Origin of the sequence: Mycobacterium lehmannii (genome assembly GCF_002245535.1) — a bacterium.
GTDB classification, from domain to species: Bacteria; Actinomycetota; Actinomycetes; order Mycobacteriales; family Mycobacteriaceae; genus Mycobacterium; species Mycobacterium lehmannii.
Map to the genome: position 1 here is coordinate 182,442 of NZ_NKCN01000006.1, position 17,566 is coordinate 200,007.

Annotated in this window: 16 protein-coding genes; 9 read left to right on the top strand and 7 right to left on the bottom strand. The window is 66.5% G+C overall.

Features of this window, described 5'->3' with window-relative positions; all coding sequences use genetic code 11:
- The first annotated feature begins 126 nt into the window (after positions 1–126).
- Positions 127–2,412 (top strand): phosphoenolpyruvate synthase, encoded by a 2,286-nt coding sequence (ppsA, locus tag CEX87_RS09735; RefSeq protein WP_094286920.1) that lies wholly within the window; start codon positions 127–129, stop codon positions 2,410–2,412.
- 36 nt (positions 2,413–2,448) lie between these two features.
- Positions 2,449–2,715 carry a hypothetical protein gene (locus CEX87_RS09740; RefSeq protein ID WP_064399449.1) on the top strand — a complete coding sequence of 89 codons (267 nt, stop codon included), beginning with the start codon at positions 2,449–2,451 and terminating at the stop codon, positions 2,713–2,715.
- 116 nt (positions 2,716–2,831) lie between these two features.
- Here the strand turns inward: CEX87_RS09740 and CEX87_RS09745 are convergent, their stop codons facing one another.
- From CEX87_RS09745 to CEX87_RS09760, 4 genes are all read right to left on the bottom strand, one after another.
- Positions 2,832–4,364 carry a bifunctional aminoglycoside phosphotransferase/ATP-binding protein gene (locus CEX87_RS09745; protein WP_094286922.1) on the bottom strand — a complete coding sequence of 511 codons (1,533 nt, stop codon included), beginning with the start codon at positions 4,362–4,364 and terminating at the stop codon, positions 2,832–2,834.
- A gap of 67 nt (positions 4,365–4,431) precedes the next feature.
- Positions 4,432–5,316: a universal stress protein gene (locus CEX87_RS09750; RefSeq protein ID WP_064399600.1), complete on the bottom strand. Its 885-nt coding sequence runs from the start codon at positions 5,314–5,316 to the stop codon at positions 4,432–4,434.
- A gap of 94 nt (positions 5,317–5,410) precedes the next feature.
- A complete protein-coding gene (locus CEX87_RS09755) occupies positions 5,411–6,292 on the bottom strand; it encodes a universal stress protein (protein WP_064399447.1) in 882 nt (293 codons plus the stop codon).
- Between the two features lie 123 nt (positions 6,293–6,415).
- Entirely contained in the window at positions 6,416–7,108 is a 693-nt protein-coding gene (locus CEX87_RS09760; RefSeq protein WP_064418967.1) for a GAF and ANTAR domain-containing protein, read from the bottom strand.
- A gap of 199 nt (positions 7,109–7,307) precedes the next feature.
- Between CEX87_RS09760 and CEX87_RS09765 the strand changes: the two genes are divergently transcribed.
- From CEX87_RS09765 to CEX87_RS09785, 5 genes are all read left to right on the top strand, one after another.
- Entirely contained in the window at positions 7,308–8,522 is a 1,215-nt protein-coding gene (locus tag CEX87_RS09765) for an acetyl-CoA acetyltransferase (RefSeq protein WP_064418966.1), read from the top strand.
- A 1-nt stretch (position 8,523) separates the two neighbouring features.
- A complete protein-coding gene (locus tag CEX87_RS09770) occupies positions 8,524–10,077 on the top strand; it encodes a carotenoid oxygenase family protein (protein ID WP_094286924.1) in 1,554 nt (517 codons plus the stop codon).
- 45 nt (positions 10,078–10,122) lie between these two features.
- Positions 10,123–11,016: a winged helix-turn-helix transcriptional regulator gene (locus CEX87_RS09775; RefSeq protein ID WP_094286995.1), complete on the top strand. Its 894-nt coding sequence runs from the start codon at positions 10,123–10,125 to the stop codon at positions 11,014–11,016.
- A gap of 81 nt (positions 11,017–11,097) precedes the next feature.
- On the top strand, positions 11,098–11,547 hold the full coding sequence (locus tag CEX87_RS09780) for an Hsp20/alpha crystallin family protein (protein ID WP_094286926.1): 450 nt from the start codon (positions 11,098–11,100) through the stop codon (positions 11,545–11,547).
- A 133-nt stretch (positions 11,548–11,680) separates the two neighbouring features.
- Entirely contained in the window at positions 11,681–14,965 is a 3,285-nt protein-coding gene (locus CEX87_RS09785; protein WP_094286928.1) for a LuxR family transcriptional regulator, read from the top strand.
- Here the strand turns inward: CEX87_RS09785 and CEX87_RS09790 are convergent.
- Together CEX87_RS09790 and CEX87_RS09795 are read right to left on the bottom strand one after the other, a co-directional pair.
- Positions 14,956–15,576 carry a GNAT family N-acetyltransferase gene (locus CEX87_RS09790; protein ID WP_094286930.1) on the bottom strand — a complete coding sequence of 207 codons (621 nt, stop codon included), beginning with the start codon at positions 15,574–15,576 and terminating at the stop codon, positions 14,956–14,958. The genes CEX87_RS09785 and CEX87_RS09790 overlap by 10 nt on opposite strands.
- Entirely contained in the window at positions 15,558–15,974 is a 417-nt protein-coding gene (locus CEX87_RS09795; RefSeq protein WP_094286932.1) for a hypothetical protein, read from the bottom strand. Before CEX87_RS09795 ends, CEX87_RS09790 begins: the two co-directional genes overlap by 19 nt.
- Positions 15,975–16,052: 78 nt before the next feature.
- Here CEX87_RS09795 and CEX87_RS09800 point away from each other — a divergent pair, with 78 nt between their 5' ends.
- Positions 16,053–16,499 (top strand): cupin domain-containing protein, encoded by a 447-nt coding sequence (locus tag CEX87_RS09800; RefSeq protein ID WP_094286934.1) that lies wholly within the window; start codon positions 16,053–16,055, stop codon positions 16,497–16,499.
- 2 nt (positions 16,500–16,501) lie between these two features.
- Here CEX87_RS09800 and CEX87_RS09805 read toward each other — a convergent pair whose 3' ends face one another.
- A complete protein-coding gene (locus CEX87_RS09805) occupies positions 16,502–16,867 on the bottom strand; it encodes an RNA-binding S4 domain-containing protein (protein ID WP_064399439.1) in 366 nt (121 codons plus the stop codon).
- A 119-nt stretch (positions 16,868–16,986) separates the two neighbouring features.
- Between CEX87_RS09805 and CEX87_RS09810 the strand changes: the two genes are divergently transcribed.
- Positions 16,987–17,565, top strand: a complete 579-nt coding sequence (locus CEX87_RS09810) for an SDR family oxidoreductase (RefSeq protein ID WP_064399438.1) — start codon at positions 16,987–16,989, stop codon at positions 17,563–17,565.
- The last annotated feature ends 1 nt before the right edge of the window (position 17,566 follow it).

Consider the following 17,566-nt stretch of genomic DNA (forward strand, 5'->3'; position numbering starts at 1 on the left):
AAGGGTCAGAAGTCACATCATCGACCGGTTAGGGACTTAGGCCCGTCCGCGGTCGGGACGTTGGTCCTCAACGTCATGGCCCTCGGATGGTACGTCGAACATGCTGTCCAGAGCAGGATGAGACCTATGGACGTTCGAGACGATCTCACCTTCATCCGCGATATCTCCGCGCTGACGATCGCCGATGCCGAAGAGGCCGGAGGCAAGGGCGCCAACATGGGCGAGCTGGTCGCCGCCAACCTGCCGGTTCCACCCGGATTCGTTCTGCTGCGGGATTGTTACCGCCAGTCCATGAGGTCCGGCGGGGTCGAAGCAGAGCTGAACGCGTTGCATCGAGAGGCGCTTGACGCCGTCGTCGACACCGCGCGGCTCACCGAGTTGTCGGAGCGCATGCAGGGCCTGGTGCACAAGGCCGGTGCCGGCGACGAGGTGCGACGGCTGATCCTGTCCGCTTACCACGGCATGGGGCCGGGCGCGGTGGTTGCGGTACGTTCCTCGGCCACTGGCGAGGACGGCGCGGACGCCTCGTTCGCGGGCATGAACGCCACCATCACCAACGTCACCGGCGACGAGGCGCTGGTGGAGGCGGTGGTGCGGTGCTGGATGTCGTTGTTTAGCCCGCGCGTCATCACCTACCGCTCGAGCCGCGGCTTCACCAGTGATCCGGCAATGGCTGTCGTCGTGCAGGAGATGGTTCATTCGGAAAAGGCCGGAGTCGCGTTCACCGCCGACCCCAGCAACGGCGCCCAGGACCGAGTGGTCATCGAGGGCGCGTTCGGTCTCGGCGAGGTCGTGGTGTCCGGAGAGGTCGAACCCGACACCTACATCGTCTCCAAGGAGACGATGCAACCCCTCGATGTCCGACTGGGTCACAAGGCGTTCAAGATCGTACGGGGCGAGGATGGGCACGATGCCGTCGTCGACCTCGACGAGTCGCAGGCCGATGCCCGCGTACTGACCGACGGGGAATTGAGATCGATAGCCGAACTGGCCATGGCGACCGAGCGGCACAACGGTTGTCCACAAGACACCGAGTGGGCGATCGCGGGGGGTAAGACCTATCTGGTTCAGGCGCGGCCGATCACCACGCTGGGCCACACCACTCCCGCCGCCGCAGACAAACACCTGGTGCTGGCCCGCGGCCTCGCCGCGGCGCCCGGGATCGCTTCGGGAAAGGTGCGGGTGCTGGAGTCACCCGACGAGGGCGCTCAGCTGCAGGAGGGCGAGATCCTCGTCGCGCAGATGACTAATCCGGACTGGTTGCCGACCATCCGACAAGCGGCGGCGCTGGTGACCGACACCGGCGGCATGACGTGCCACGCCGCAATCGTGGCTCGCGAATTGAGTGTGCCGTGCGTCGTCGGCACCCGGACTGCGACGAGAGACCTCCACGACGGTACGACGGTCACGGTCGACGGCGCCCGCGGTGAGGTGGTGTCCGGCCGGGTGCGGCCTTCGTCGACGACATCGGCGACCGAGCAGCGCTCCCCGAGCCGGCCGCACAGCGAAACCACCGGCACGAAGGTCTATGTCAACCTGGCCATGCCCGAGGCCGCCGAAACCGTTGCCGCACAAGCGGTCGACGGTGTGGGGCTGTTGCGTGCCGAATTCATGCTGACCGATGCGCTGGCCGGCCGTCATCCCCGTGACCTCATCGCCCACGGGGAGCATCGCACGCTTGTGGACAAGTTGGGGACGTCTGTCGGGCGGATCGCCGCGGCGTTCGCCCCGAGGCCGGTCATCTACCGGGCAACTGACTTCCGCACCAACGAGTTCCGGGGCCTGAAAGGCGGCGAGACCTACGAGCCGGTCGAACACAACCCGATGATCGGCTATCGCGGCTGCTACCGATATGTGAACGAGCCGGATCTGTTCGCGCTGGAACTGGAGGCGCTGGCGCGAGTCCGCGAACAGTCCCCGAATGTCGGGCTGATGATCCCGTTCGTCCGCACCAAATGGGAATTGGAGGCTTGCCTCGAGCTCGTCGATGCCAGTCCGCTCGGGCGCCAGCGCGGCCTGCACCGTTGGGTGATGGCCGAGGTGCCTTCGGTCGTGCACTGGCTTCCCGAATACATCGGGATGGGCATCGACGGTGTGTCGATCGGAAGCAACGACCTGACTCAGCTGATGCTCGGAGTCGACCGCGATTCCGATGTGTGCGCTGAGTTGTTCGACGAATCCGACCCCGCCGTTCTCGATGCCATCGGCCAGATCATCAGCACAGCAAGGAAATACGGCATTACCTCGTCACTGTGCGGTCAGGCGCCGTCCACGAACCCGGCATTCGCCGAACACCTGGTGCGGTTGGGCATCACGTCGGTATCGGTCAACCCCGATGCCGCAGATACCACCCGGCATGTCATCGCCGCAGCCGAGCGGCGGCTGCTGCTCGAAGCCGCACGGTTGAGTTGAGGCGGGCATGAAACCAGCCGACGACAAGGCCCTGAGGTGACCAAGGCGGAGCACGACGAGGAGACCGAGGAGTCGCGCGACACGATCGTGTGGGGTTTCTTCCGGTCGGAATTCGCCGGACCGATCTATGTCGACTGGCCTATCGACCGGCGCCTGGACGGCTACCTGTTACATCATGGACCGGCCGAACTTCTCATCGACGGCTCCGCCTACGACGAGTTGCTCGAGCAGGTCATGGCCAACATCGGGTTGGCGCAGCGCAAGGGCATCCTGCCACCGATCAAAGAAATCCGTCATGATTAAGCCGGTCGTGTCGATTGACGGCATCGACAGCGAACGGCTCGCTGAGGCGTCGAGCGGCGTTCGGCCATCGCCGCGGTGACGCCGGCGATGTCTGCACTTACCCGGGGGATCGGGCGTCAAACGCCGTCAACTGCTTCGCCATCACAGCCTCCGCCGACGGCCATGCGAAATATCCGGTGTGCCTCGTCCACCGAGTCCGCGAGCGGACGGGCGGTGTCGAGTCGGTGGGCTCGATCGGGGACCGCGTCGCCACCGAGCGCAACGGCGATCTGTGGTGTCGCATCCGAACTCGACGACCCTCTGGCCACCACCCGCTCAGCGGCTTCCGCCGACGACAGCGAACAGACGAAATGAACCACGGCCGATGAGGTTTCGGCAGCCAGTCGATACGCCCTCTCCTGCCGATGCGTATCGCGCCAGGTGCCGTCGAGCACGACGGTCTCACCGGCGGACAGCAGAGCGCGAGCTCGACGCAGCACCTCGTCGTAGACCGCGCGCACGTTCTCGGGTGCATACAGTCCCACACCCAGTTCGCCCGCCCGGCCCGCGATGACTCCCGACCGTTGTAGCTCGCGCCGCACCTCATCCGTAGAAATGACCCGGGCGTTCACCCGTTCGGCCAATCCGTGCGCCACCGTGGTCTTGCCGGTTCCCGGGCCGCCGCCGACGATGACCAACCCGACGGTGCACGACCGCAGGTGGGTCAGGGCGATGTCGAGATGGCGTATCGCGTCGGCCACCGCTTCCGGGTGCCCTTGATCGACGCGGATGCAGTCCACCTTCGCCCGCACCACGGCGCGGTACGCGACGCTGAAATCCCTCAAGGACCTCGGTGCGGGATCGTCAGCCCGCCGGAGGTACTCGTCGAAGAAGTTATCAGCGAGGTCCTTTCGGCCGAGGAACTCCAGGTCCATCGCGAGAAAGGCGGCATCGTCGACACCGTCGACGTAGCGCAGTCGATCGTCGAACTCGAGGCAGTCGAGCAGTACCGGACCGTCTGGCATGCAGAAGATGTCCTGTGTCTGCAGATCCCCGTGACCGTCGACGACGCGTCCCGCCGCGATCCGCTGTTCGAACAACTGGTCACGGCCGGCCAGGTACCGGTCGGCCAGGCCCGTGACCTCGCGAAGCGTCGTCTCCGGAATGACGCTGTCGACGTAACGCTCCAGCTCACCAAGATTCTGGTGCCAGCGCTCGAAAATCACGGCAGCCGTCGCTTGTTCGTCAATCTGTGGGCCGCGTAGCGCGTTTCGGTGGAACTGCGCCAACCGGTCTGCGATGGCGGTGAGGCATCCGTCGACGGGATCGCCGTTGCGTACCAGCGCGGCAAGCCGCGCGGATTCCGGGTAGCGTCGCATCACGATGACCGGTTCGGGAGGTTCACCCGGCGTGGCGAAGTGGCCCACGCCGAAATAGCTGTCCGGCGCCAACCTGCGATTCAGTTCCACTTCGCGTTGACACGCCTGCTCGCGACGTTCGCGGGTGCTGAAGTCCAGGAAGTCCGTGACGATCGCTTTCTTCGTCTTATACGCCCGGTCCCCGATGAGAGCAACCAGCCCCGTGTGGGTCTCATGGATCTCCGCGTGGAGGTTCCCGTTGCCGCTGAACGGGTCTCGGCGGGTGCTCGCGGTAACCGACGCGGTCGTCATACCTCAACCCTCTCGCAGCGACGCTCTCGGCAACAGGGCCGGAAGACCCTTTACCGCAGCCGGCGCATCATCGATGCGGTCGACAGACCATGACCGGAACGGTGGCGTGTTGCAACAGATTCAACGCCGTCGACCCCAGGATGGCGCTGGTGAGCACAGTCTTCCCGTAGCTTCCGACCACAAGCAGCTGCGCACCGTCGGCGCTACATCGATCCATCAGTGCTACAGCGGGTTTCGCGTTCTCGACGTAGCACGGAGCGGACACCTGTGTGTAGCGCTGGTTGTATCGGTCGACATCGCTTGTCAGCTGTGCCCACTCCGCCGTCGCCAACGCATCCCAGTCGATCAGCAGAGGCAGTCGCGCGGCCACCGCGCGCAGCGGCGACGACCACGACCGCACGGCCGCCAACTTCGCATTGAACCGTTCGGCGAACTCGAACGCGTTCTCCAGAGCGGCCAGAGACGACGGTGTTCCGTCCACCCCGACGACTACCGGATCGTCCGTCGGCACGACGTTCGACCCTCGCCAAGCGACAACGGGGCAGTCCGCGCGCGTCGCCACCGCCAGTGTCGTCGAACCCAGCAAAAGCGCACCCGCAGCGGTGACTTCATCGTTTCCCACCACGATCATCCGTGCGGTCTTGCCCAGTTGCACCAGCACCTCGGCGACCGGAACATCGGTGGACAGAGTCGTCACTTCGAGTTCGTTGTGGTCCGAACGCACGATCTCCTCCGCGCGGCGCAGAATAGCGTCGGCACTCTCGCGCTGGTGCTCGAGGACGGCCGCTCGCATCGCGGCGACAGTGTCGGTCAGGTTGTGCCCGACGGCCGGCAGCGCATGCACGATGTGCAACGACGTTTCGTACGCCGAAGCCACTGCGCCCGCCCATCGCGCCGCGTTGACCGCGCCATCGCTGCCGTCCACGCCGACCACAACCGCACCTGTCCGCATCGTGACTCCTGTCATCACCTTCGAGGTTCGTTCGCTCCTGAAGTGATGATGACCGGTGTCGCATGCCCGGCGTAGAGGCGAAAGTCCCTGGACTTCAGCGCCGAGCGATGATGACCGGCATGCGTGCGGCCTGCGCGACGGCCGAGCTCACCGATCCGAGCAACATCCCGGCGAACCCGCCGAGGCCCCGGCTGCCCACCACGAGAAGCTGGGCCCGTTCGGATTCCTCGAGCAGCCGGCGAGCCGGATTGCCGGGGCCGACGATGCGCTGAACGGCGACATCGGGATAGCGCTCGCTCCAGCCGGCAAGGCGCTGCGCGAGCTCCTCATCCGCCCGCGCACCGCCGTCTCGGACGCCGAAATCTCCGGTGCCCGTCCATGTGTGAACGGCTAGCAGCTCCACCCCGCGTCGATCGGCCTCGTCGAAGGCGATCTCTGTCGCGAACTCCGAGGCGGGTGAGCCGTCGATGCCGACCGCCACCGGGGCCGTCGCCGGATGATCCATCAGGGGGTCCTCGTCGTGGATCACCGCCACCGGGCAGCGCGCATGGTGCACAAGACCGGAGCTGACCGAACCGAGAAGCAGACCTTTGACACCTCCGAGGCCGCGGCAGCCGACGACGGTCAGCTCGGCGCCTTCGGACAAGTCGACGAGCGACGAAACGGTGGCGCCGGCGAGAATGCGATGGTCGACCTCGATGCCGGGTGTGGCGCCGATGGCATCACGAACGAGCCCGAGAGCGTCCTCGATCACGGCCTTCCCGCGGCGCTCCCGCTCGGCGGCGAACTGACCCGACATCGGGAGGTCCACCCACGCGCCATTCGTGTTCGAGGGCAGCACGTGGACGACGGTCAAGGGCACACCGCGCAACGCTGCGTCGCGGGCCGCCCAGTCAGTCGCCGCTCGGGAGGCCGGCGACCCGTCCACTCCGACCACGACGCCGCGCGCGCCGGGCGTCGCTGCGGTTGCGCTCATCTGACCCTCCTGGTGGGGCGTCGATTACGCCCCGCCCACAATGCTCGCCGGGGCGGCGCGCGAACCGAAGAGTCGAAAGTCACCAGCCGCCGACGAAGGATCCTGTCGGCCGCATCCCTGGTCTCAGATACCGCTGCGCGTGTCGATGACGCGCTGCGCGACGTCCGCGAGCTTGACGTTGCTGTCCTGTGAGAGCTGTTTGAGCATCTCGAACGCCCGCACCTCGTCCACGCCGTATCGCTCCATGATGATGCCCTTGGCCTGGCCGATGCGATCCCTGGTGGCCATCGCCGACTTCAGCTGTTCGCCTTCCCGGCTGGCCAGCAGTGCCGCGGCGGCGTGCGCGGCCAGAACTGTGCCGATCATCTCGTCGTCAGCGTCGAAAGCGCGCGCTTTGAAGCTGAACATGTTCAGCGCTCCCGCGGTCCGATCGGCCGTGTACAGCTTGATCGACAGTCCGCTGAGCACACCGTGCTCGACCGCGGCGGCCGAATACAGCGGCCAGCGGCCCTCAGTACGGAAGTCGTCGGTCCGCAGAATCGACTCGTCCAGCGCGGCCTCCACGCAGGGGCCCTCGCCGAACTGCATCTGGATTTCGTCGAGCGTGTGCGGCAACTCCGACGTGCCCGCGAGCGATTCGAACCTCCCTCCCCGGCCGATCAGAAGCACTCCCACGGTGTCGGCGCCCGGAATCAGCTCACGCGCGGTGTCGGTGACATCGTCGAGCACCTCGTTGACCGTGCTCGGCGGGGCGGAAGCCCGCGCCAACTCGGCCATTCGCTCGGCCAGGTCATGGGTGCGGGAGGACGGGGTCATGCCCGGAAGTCTTCCCCTTCGAGCGTCGGAGTACACGATTGTTTGCGGTTCGGGTCAGTGGGCATGTCGTGAGCAAGCTCGGGTGACGGTCGACCGTTTCTCGCGCCGAGGTCTCGTCGGTTAAGACAGCAGCCGACGGGGCCGACCTCTACGCCGCCCGCCGCACAGTCGCTCTCTTAGTTGTAGTAGCGTCGCGGCTGTGGGCGCACCCGATGTCTGGATCCTTGGCGGCTATCAGAGCGACTTCGCCAGGAATGTCACGCGCGAGGGACGGGATTTCGCCGACCTGACCAGTGAAGTTGTCGAGTCGACACTGGCGGCGGCCAAGCTCGACGCCCGCGATGTCGAGGTGGTGCACGTCGGCAACGCGTTCGGCGAACTCTTCGCGTTCCAGGGCCACCTGGGGGCGATGCCGGCCTCGGTGCACACCGGGTTGTGGGGCAAACCGGCGACACGGCACGAAGCCGCGTGTGCGTCGGGCAGCGTCGCCGCGCTGTCTGCCATCGCGGATCTGCGGTCGGGGGCCTACCGGTCGGCGCTGGTGCTCGGTGTAGAGCTGGAGAAGACCGTCGCAGGGGATACCGGCGCCCGGCACCTCGGCGCCGCCGCGTGGACCGGTCACGAGGGCGCCGATGCGACGTTCATGTGGCCACACATGTTCGACCGGGTGGCCGCCGAGTACGACCGGCGCTACGGCATCGACGAATCGCACCTGCGCGCCATCGCGGCACTGAACTTCACCAACGCGCGAGCTAACCCGCATGCGCAGACTCGCGGATGGAACGTGCCGGATCCGCTGACCGACGACGACTCCACCAACCCGGTCGTGGAAGGACGGTTACGCCGATTCGACTGCAGCCAGCTAACCGACGGCGGCGCCGGCATCGTCCTGGCCACCGACGAATTCCTTGGCGACCATCCGGGCTTGCGTCCGCTCGGCCGCATCGCCGGCTGGGGCCACCGGACGGTGGGGCTGGGCCTGCAGCAGAAACTCGACCGTGCCGCCGACGATCCGTACGTGCTGCCGCATGTGCGGGGTGCGGTGCTCGACGCCTTCGGCCGCGCTGGCGTCACGCTCGACGACGTCGACGGGTTCGAGGTCCACGACTGCTTCACCCCCAGCGAGTACCTCGCGATCGATCACCTCGGTCTCACCGGGCCTGGCGAATCGTGGAAGGCCATCGAGAACGGCGAGATCGAGATCGGCGGACGGCTGCCGATCAACCCCAGCGGCGGCCTGATCGGTGGCGGCCATCCGGTCGGCGCCTCCGGGGTGCGGATGCTGCTCGATGCGGCCAAGCAGGTCAGCGGCGGCGCCGGCGACTACCAGGTCGAGGGCGCAACGACGTTCGGCACCTTGAACTTCGGCGGTAGCACCGCCACCACCGTCAGCTTCATCGTCGGGAGGGCATGACATGGGAAGCGCGAACGTGGAGATCGTCGGCAAGTACCTGTCGACGCTTCCGGACGACGACGACCACCCGTACCGCACCGGACCGTGGCGTCCCCAGAACACCGAATGGGACGCCGACGATCTCGCGGTGGTCGAGGGCGAGATCCCGTCCGACCTGGACGGTGTCTACCTGCGCAACACCGAGAATCCGCTGCACCCGGCGCTGAAGTTCTACCACCCCTTCGATGGTGACGGAATGGTGCACATCGTCGGGTTCCGCGACGGAAAGGCGTTCTACCGCAACCGCTTTGTCCGCACCGACGGCCTGCTCGCCGAAAACGATGCAGGCGGTCCGCTGTGGCCTGGGCTGGCCGAGCCCATCGAACTGGCCAAGCGTAATCACGGCTGGGGCGCACGGACTTTGATGAAGGATGCGTCGAGCACCGACGTCATCGTCCATCGCGGTGTCGCGCTCACCAGCCACTATCAGTGCGGCGATCTGTACCGGATCGACCCCTTCTCCGGCAACACCCTCGGCAAAGAGGATTGGCACGGGAGGTTCCCCGCGGACTGGGGCGTTTCGGCACACCCGAAGGTCGACGACCGCACCGGCGAGCTGTTGTTCTTCTCGTACAGCAAGCAGGACCCCTACCTGCGCTACGGCGTCGTCGACGACGGAGGCAACCTCGTCCACCTCACCGACATCCCGCTGCCCGGCCCGCGACTGCCGCACGACATGGCGTTCACCGAGAACTACGCGATCCTCAACGACTTTCCGATGTTCTGGGATCCCACGCTGCTCGAAGCCGGCATCCACTTCCCGGGCTTTCACCCTGACATGCCGTCGCGGTTCGCCGTGGTCCCCCGCCGCGGCGGACCGGCCGACATCCGGTGGTTCGAGGCCGACCCGACGTTCGTGCTGCACTTCACCAACGCCTACGAGGACGGTGACGAGATCGTCCTCGACGGCTTCTTCGAAGGCGACCCGTCCCCGGTCGACACGAGGGCAGGCGACCGATGGCAGCGGGCATTTCGGTTCTTGGCGTTGGACCGGCTGCAGACCCGGCTGCACCGCTGGCGGTTCAACCTCATCACCGGGCAGACCACCGAGGAGCAGCTGACCGACTTCATCACCGAATTCGGCACGATCAACAGCGGTTACGCCGGGCTCCCCTACCGCTACACGTACGCGGCCACCGGTAAGCCGGGCTGGTTCCTGTTCGACGGGTTGGTCAAACACGATCTGCGCACCGGCGCCGAACAGCGGTTCAGCCTCCCAGACGGTGTGTACGGCAGCGAGACCGCGATGGCACCCAGGTCGAATGTCGCCGTCCCGGCTCCGGGAATCGACGGCACCGCCGAGGACGACGGCTACCTCGTCACGCTCACCACCGACATGAACGCCGACGCCTCCTACTGCCTGGTGTTCGACGCGGCCCGGGTCGACGACGGCCCGGTATGCAAACTGGCTCTACCGGAACGCATCTCCAGCGGGACACACGCGACGTGGGCTCCGGGATCGGAACTGCGGAGGTGGCGGGAAACCGATTCGGCAGCCGAGGCCGTCGGCCTGTAGGTGGCCCCGCCCGAGTCCGTGCCCGAGCCGAACGCCGTCGCCCGCATGCTCGGCTTGCTCGGCGACGAGTGGACTCTGCTCGTCATGCAGCAGTCGCTGCTGGGGGCGACCCGGTTCGGTGACTTCAAGTCTCGCCTGCCGATCTCCAACAATGTGCTGACAACCCGACTCCGAACGCTGACCACCGCGAGACTGCTCGAGCGTCGCCAATACCAGGAAGGGCCACAGCGTTTCGAGTACATCGGCACACCGCGCGGCCGGTCGCTGTGGCCGGTGCTGCTTTCGATTTGGGAGTGGGAGCGCCACTGGGTCCCCGACCACGCCGAGCCGCTGCCCGCCATGCGCCATGCCGCATGCGGCGCCGATTTCACACCGATGGTGACGTGCCGCTCGTGCGGCGAGACTGCCGGCGACAAAGACGTTGTCCCCCAATGGGGTCCGAGTGGGTCGTGGGAGCGGTCGGTGCCCTCGGCCACCGCGACGCGCAGGCGCTCGGAGGCCGATCAACACACGGCCGCGGGCCTGTTCCCGCAGACGATGAGCATCATGGGAAACCGCTGGGGGTTCGCACTGCTGGTGGCGGCATTCGTCGGAGTTCGGCGCTTTACCGACTTCCAGGCTCAGCTCGGAGCGCCCCCCGGATCGATCGCCGACAGGCTGACCACGTTCTGCGCCAACGGGGTGCTCGCCGACGTCGGCGACCGATACGAACTGACCGACAAGGGTCGCGCCCTGTTTCCGATTCTGATCTCCGCCCTGCAGTGGGCCCAGCGCTGGTTCACCGACCCCGACGGCCCCGCGGTCCTGCTGACGCACACCGCCTGCCGGCAGGACTTCACCGCCGTCTTCGCATGCGACCGATGCCGTCGACCACTGATCGGCGCGCAGGTCTCAGCCGTCGAAATCTCGCAAAAAACTTCTAGCACTCTTGGGTGGTGAGTGCTAACATCGCAGGTGCGCACAGTGATTTGGCTGCCCGCCAGGGTGGCGGGCTCTGAGTGATATAGGAGGTGAATTGCTGTGCTTCGCTTTGATCCGTTCACCGAACTTGATGCTCTGACCCGGGGTCTTCTGACGAACCAGACCGGATCAAATCGTTCCCCCCGGTTCATGCCGATGGACCTGTGCAAGGTCGACGACCACTATCTGCTGACCGCCGATCTGCCCGGCGTTGATCCCGGCTCAGTGGATGTCAACGTCGACAACGGCACGCTGACGATCTCGGCACACCGCACCGCACGGTCGGACGACGGTGTGCAGTGGCTGGCCAACGAGCGGTTCTTCGGCACCTACCGCAGGCAGCTGTCCCTCGGCGAAGGTGTTGACGCGTCGAAGATTTCGGCGACCTACGAGAACGGCGTGCTGTCCGTGACCATCCCGATGGCCGAACGCGCCAAGCCGCGCAAGATCGACGTCGCCCACGGCGGCGGTCAGAAGTCGATCGAAACCACGACCGTCGAAGCCGAGTAACCGCGCCTAACTGCAACTGCGGTCAGATCGCCTGCGATCTGGCCGCAGTTCGGCATGTCTACGCGCCCCTCTACGGCAGATTTACGCATCCGCGCCGATGTTTCCCCATGCTCACGGCCACAGGCTGGCTAGCATGACTGGAATCGACGCGGCGCCGTTGAACTGGAGCGACTTGGGCGTGAGCGAGCTGGTACCGACCGGGACGGTGACGCTGCTGCTGGCGGACGTCGAGGGGTCGACCCGGCTCTGGGAGAGCCAGCCCGATGAGATGACGGCGGCCTTCGCGACCCTCGATCGAACGCTGGCCGAGGTCGTCGGCGCGCACGACGGGGTTCGGCCCATCGAGCAGGGTGAGGGCGACAGCTTCGTCATCGCCTTCGGTCGCGCAAGCGACGCGGTGGCATGCGCCCTTGACCTACAGCGAGCCTCACTGGCGCCGATCCGGCTGCGGGTCGGCCTGCACACCGGCGAAGTGCAATTGCGTGACGAGGCCAACTACATCGGCCCCACCATAAACCGCACCGCGCGTATACGCGATCTTGCGCACGGCGGGCAGACCGTCTTATCGGGTACGACAACCGATTTGGTGTCTGACCGGTTGCCGGTCGGCGCCTGGCTGGCGGAACTCGGGATGTACCCTGTCCGCGATCTGCCCCGTCCCGAACGCGTCGTGCAACTCTGTCATCCCGACATTCGCAATGAGTTTCCTCCGCTGCGTACCGCTAAAAGCTCACGCTCACACAACCTTCCGGCACAACTGACCAGTTTCGTCGGCCGGGCGCAACAGCTGGAGGAGGTATGCCGGCTGCTTGTCGACAATCGCCTTGTCACCCTGACCGGAGCGGGCGGCGCCGGTAAGACACGCCTCGCCATCGAGGCCGCGAATGCATTGTCCGAGGAATTCGATGACGGGCTGTGGTGGATCGACTTGGCCGCCATCGCCGATCCAGCCGTCGTCACGCTCACGATCGCCCGCACGCTGGGGCTGCCGGATCAACCCAGACGCTCCCCGTTGGAGACGGTGCAGCGCTTCGTCGGCGAGCGCGAAATCCTTCTGCTGCTGGACAACTGCGAGCATCTCTTGGACGCATGCGGTGACGTGATCATACGATTGCTGAACAGCTGCCCGCAGTTGACGATTCTCGCCACCAGCCGTGAAACGATCGCCGTGTCGGGTGAGGTCACCTGGCGAGTGCCCTCGCTGACGTTGGAGGACGAGGCCGTAGCGTTGTTCATCGAACGGGCTCAGCGAGCGCGGCCTACCTTCCACGTGACGGGCGACGACCTAGCACTCGTAGTGGACGTCTGCCGACGACTCGACGGAATGCCGCTCGCGATCGAGTTGGCGGCGGCGCGGGTCCGCGCTCTGTCGCTGCACCAGATCACCGACAGCCTCAACGACAGGTTCCGGCTCCTCACCGGCGGCGCCCGAAACACCATGCGCCGCCAGCAGACCCTGCGGGCCTCCGTGGACTGGTCGCACGCACTGCTCACCGACGCCGAGCAAGTCCTGTTCCGCCGACTGGGCGTATTCATGGACGGGTTCGACTTCGATGCCGCACAAGCTGTCGCCGCCACCAACGAAGCCGAGCAGTTCCAGATTCTCGACCAGCTCAGCCTTCTCGTCGACAAGTCCCTCGTCACCGCTGACGAGGAATCGGGCGCGATGCGGTATCGCCTTCTCGAGACGGTCCGTCAGTACGCACTCGAAAAGCTCGCCGAGTCCGGCGAGGCGACCCTGATGCGCGCGCGCCACCGTGACCACTACGTCGCCACCGCGGTCCGTCTCGAGGGTGAGGATCGGCTCATCGGTTGGGCCGAGCAGGAGACCGGAAACCTGCGCGCTGCCCACGCCTGGAGCATCGACTGCGGGGAGTTCGAACCCGCACTCCGGTTGATCTCCGCGCTGCAGAGGCTGTGGGAGAAGCGCGGGAGGATGCGCGAAGGCATCGCCGCGTTCGATCTCGCGTTCAACGACAAGCGTTATCGGGACGACGACGTCGCTGCCGCGGTCTGGATACGCGCCGTCGCCGACAGAAGCATTCTGACGGCCTGGACCGCCGACTCGGCGAGCTTGGAGCGCGGCGAGGAGGCGCTGGCCGCCGCTCGGGAATTGGGTGACCAGGGGTTGATTGTGTCTTGCTTGGCGGCTTGCGGCGGCCTCGCCTACTACAGCCCCGCGGTGTCGCAAGCGTATTGGGTCGACGCGATCGATCTCGCACGGAAGGCAGATGACCGGTCGAAGCTGTGCTACTACCTCAGCTGCCTGGCCGTCGCAACGAATGTGGCGGGGCAACCGCTCGCCTCGCAACTGGCGGCGGAAGAGGGGCGTCTCGTCGCCGACGCGATCGGCGACGACTTCGTGTCGCGACACTGCAGGATATGGCTGGCAGTCGCATTCGCCTGGCGAGGCGGGGCAACCGACGGTGACGTGGTGATCCGCGCTGTCAGCGAAGAGGCGCACGCCGCCGGTGAACCGATGCTCGAATTGTTCGCCCTCACGTGTGAGAGCAACTCATTCGCCTACCGCGGCACAGTTTCGGCATCGCGGGCGAAGGCCAAACAGGCACATGAAGTCTCGATTGCGATGGGCGGATTCCACGACAATACGGTGCACATCACCTTGGCTCTTGCAGACTTGGCCGCCGGAGATGCCGCCGCGGCGAAGACCGCGTGCGAGGCGGCGCTGGCGCTTACCACCCCCGACCAGATGCCCTACATACGAGCCCTCACGCCGATGACCGTCGCACTTTTGAGTTGCGGTGAACTCGCCGCCGCCAGGCGGTGGGCCGACGAAACCGTAAAAATGACGAACGGTAACTACCAGATGAACGCGCTGGTGGCGCGAGCTCACGTAGCGCTTGCCCAGGGCGAACGCAACCAAGCCGAGCGGGACGCCCACGACGCCCTGGTGCTCGCACTGGCGACCAGCGCGTTCTTGCATGTTCCTGAGGCGTTCGAAGCTCTGGGACGTTGTGCGGCTGAGTTTGGCAATCATCGGCACGCGGCCCGGCTTTTCGGCGCGGCCGCGGCCGCCCGGACGGTGATGGGCGTAGGTCGATGGCCGGTATACGCGATCGGATACGACGACGCGGTCGCACAGTGCCGAAAAGCCATGGGGGAAGACGACTTCAAGGCCGCCTGGACCGAGGGTTCGGCCATGTCGACCGAGGAAGCCATCGCTTACGCCCAGCGCGGGCGGGGGGAACGGAAGCGGCCCGCGAGCGGCTGGGAGTCGCTCACGCCCACCGAGCGCGACGTCGTCCGCCACGCCGTCGACGGCTTGGGCAACAAGGACATCGCCGAGCGCATGTTCATCTCGCCGCGCACGGTGCAGACGCATCTGACCCACGTCTACGCCAAACTCGGATTCACCTCGCGGATTCAGCTCATTCAAGAAGCCGCGCGTCACGCGTGACGGCTCAACCGGTACCGCAGGTTGTTGCGCACGGCGGGCCATTCGATGTCGAGGATCGAATAGACCACGGTGTCGCGGCGCGACCCGTCGGGCAGCACCTGATGGCTGCGCAGGATCCCGTCCAGCTTGGCGCCGAGACGCTCGATCGCTTCTCGGCTGGCCGCGTTGAAGAAGTGTGTGCGGAACTCGACTGCGAAGCAACCCAACTCGTCGAAAGCGTGGCCGAGCATCAACAGCTTGGTCTCGGAGTTGACGCCGCTGCGCCGTGCGGCCGCCACGTACCAGGTGTTGCCGATCTCGAGTCGCCGGTTGACGCCGTCGACGTTCATGTAGCTCGACGACCCGACCAGTGTTCCGTCGTGGCGGCGCACCACGAAGGTCAACCCGCTCTCGGGCGCCTGCACCGCCAGCCTGGCGTCCACCCACCGCTCGACGGCGTCGGGTGCGGGCGCCGCGGTGAACCACAGCCGCCCGAGTTCACCGTCGGACGCGACGGCCGCGATCTCCGAAAGGTGTTCACGCCGCAGCGGTTCCAACGTCACCCATCGATCCCCGGTCAGAACAACCGGTTCGACGAACCCGGGCGCGCCGCCTACGAGACCGTCGCCCACGAGGCCACCATCGCCCACACCGACAAGACCACCGCGACCACGGCGACGGCGGCGCCGAGGTAGAGCCCGTAGCCGGCGGACACCGGTGAATAAACGTAAAGCCGGTAATACCAGAGGGACAGGACCACCAGAAGCACCGAAATCGCCAACGCCGCAGTCGATGCGATGCGAGCCGAGAACCCCCTGGCCGACATCGCACCGGCGACGATCAGCAACGACGCCAGCAGCACGATCAACTGGCCAACCCCGAATCCGGGCTTCGGCGCGGGCAGGTCGCCGAAGATGCCGCCGATCGCGCTGACCCGGCCGCCGTTGGCGGTCTGCCACGGCAGCCATGCGCTCACCGAGACGATCGCCCCGCACACGGCGACCAGCCATCCGGGGCGCACTCGCGACATAACACGAGCCTATCGGCTGGATCGCAGGGCACCGGTCTCTAGTCTGGAGTGTCCGACACCGAAAAGGCAGGTACTGGAATGACCGATCTTCCGGAATGGGCCCTGCGCCTCGACCTGTCCCCGCATCCGGAGGGCGGCTGGTACAGGGAGACGTGGCGCAGCGACCTGACCGTGCCGCAGTCCGCGCTGCCGCCGGACTACACCGGCCCGCGCAGCGCGGGTACGGCGATCCTGTTCCTGCTGATGCCCGGTCAGCAGTCGGCCTGGCACACCGTGCGCAGTGCCGAGCTGTGGCTGTTCCACGCGGGCAGCCCGCTACTGCTCGAGGCCGGGCCCGAACAAAGCAGTGCCACAACGCATCTTCTGGGTGTCGACATTCTCGCAGGCGAGCAGCCCCAGTTCGTCGTGCCGCCGGGCCACTGGCAGCGCGCCCGACCCCGCGACGACGAGCCGAGCCTGGTCAGCTGTGTGGTGGTGCCGGGATTCGACTTTGCCGACTTCGAACTGGCAGCGCCGACGGCCTGAAGTCACAGCCGGCCCGCCCGCAGCCTGTCCAGCATCCGGCGGTCCCGCTTGGTCGGTCGGCCCGCACCGCGGTCGCGGGCGGCGAACTGCACCGTTTCGGTGACCGCAGGCTTGGGTGTCCGGTCGAGATAACACGTCGACGCGTCGGCCGCGCCCACCCGCTTCTGGATCACCCGCAGCACCTCGACGACTCGAGTGGTCTGCCCGATGCGGGCCCGCACCTCGTCGCCGGGCGATACCGGGGTGGCCGGCTTGGCGGGCCGCCCGTTGACCCGAACGTGCCCGCCCCGGCATGCCTCGGCGGCATCGGGCCTGGTCTTGGCCAACCGGACCGACCACAACCACCTGTCTACGCGGGTCGACTCCACGCCACCATCATGAACCCTTCGACGGCTACCTTATTGTGACCTTAGATAGACCTTATTTTTCTTAGAAATAGGTGTACGGTTGGGGCCACGCGGGCGCGCAGCGACGGAAGGAGCCCGACATGGATCACCAACCCGAACGAATCGTCCTGGTCACCGGCGGCTCGAGGGGCCTCGGCGCGCGGGTCGCACGTCAGCTCGGCAGCGTGGACACCCACGTCGTCGTGACGCGCGACATCTCCGACGAGGTCGAATCCGCGGAGGTGATCGACGGCATCGCAACGCGCTTCGGTCGGTTGGACACCTTGATCCTCAACTCGTCGGATGCGCTGGACACCGGCGCTGATCCCGAGTGCGCGATGCGCCTCAACCGCGACGCCCAACGCCGGCTCGCCCTGGCGGCCCTGCCGCTGATGCCCGTCGGCGGACGGATCGTCTTCGTCACCAGTCATCAGGCCCATTTCTTTCCCGACAAGGCGGTGCCCAAGGGCTACACGGCCGTCGCGGCGAGCATGCGGGCCGGCGAAACAGCCCTGCTGACAAGGCGTTCGGAGTTCCGCCAGGCCGGCGTCCAACTCACGGTGGTGTCCGGCGACATGAGCCATATGACCTTCGCCGACGCCGTCGTCGACGCGGCCACCACGCCGAACCCGGCGAGCATCGTCTTCGTCGGCAGGACCGACTACCTGATGACGGCCTGAC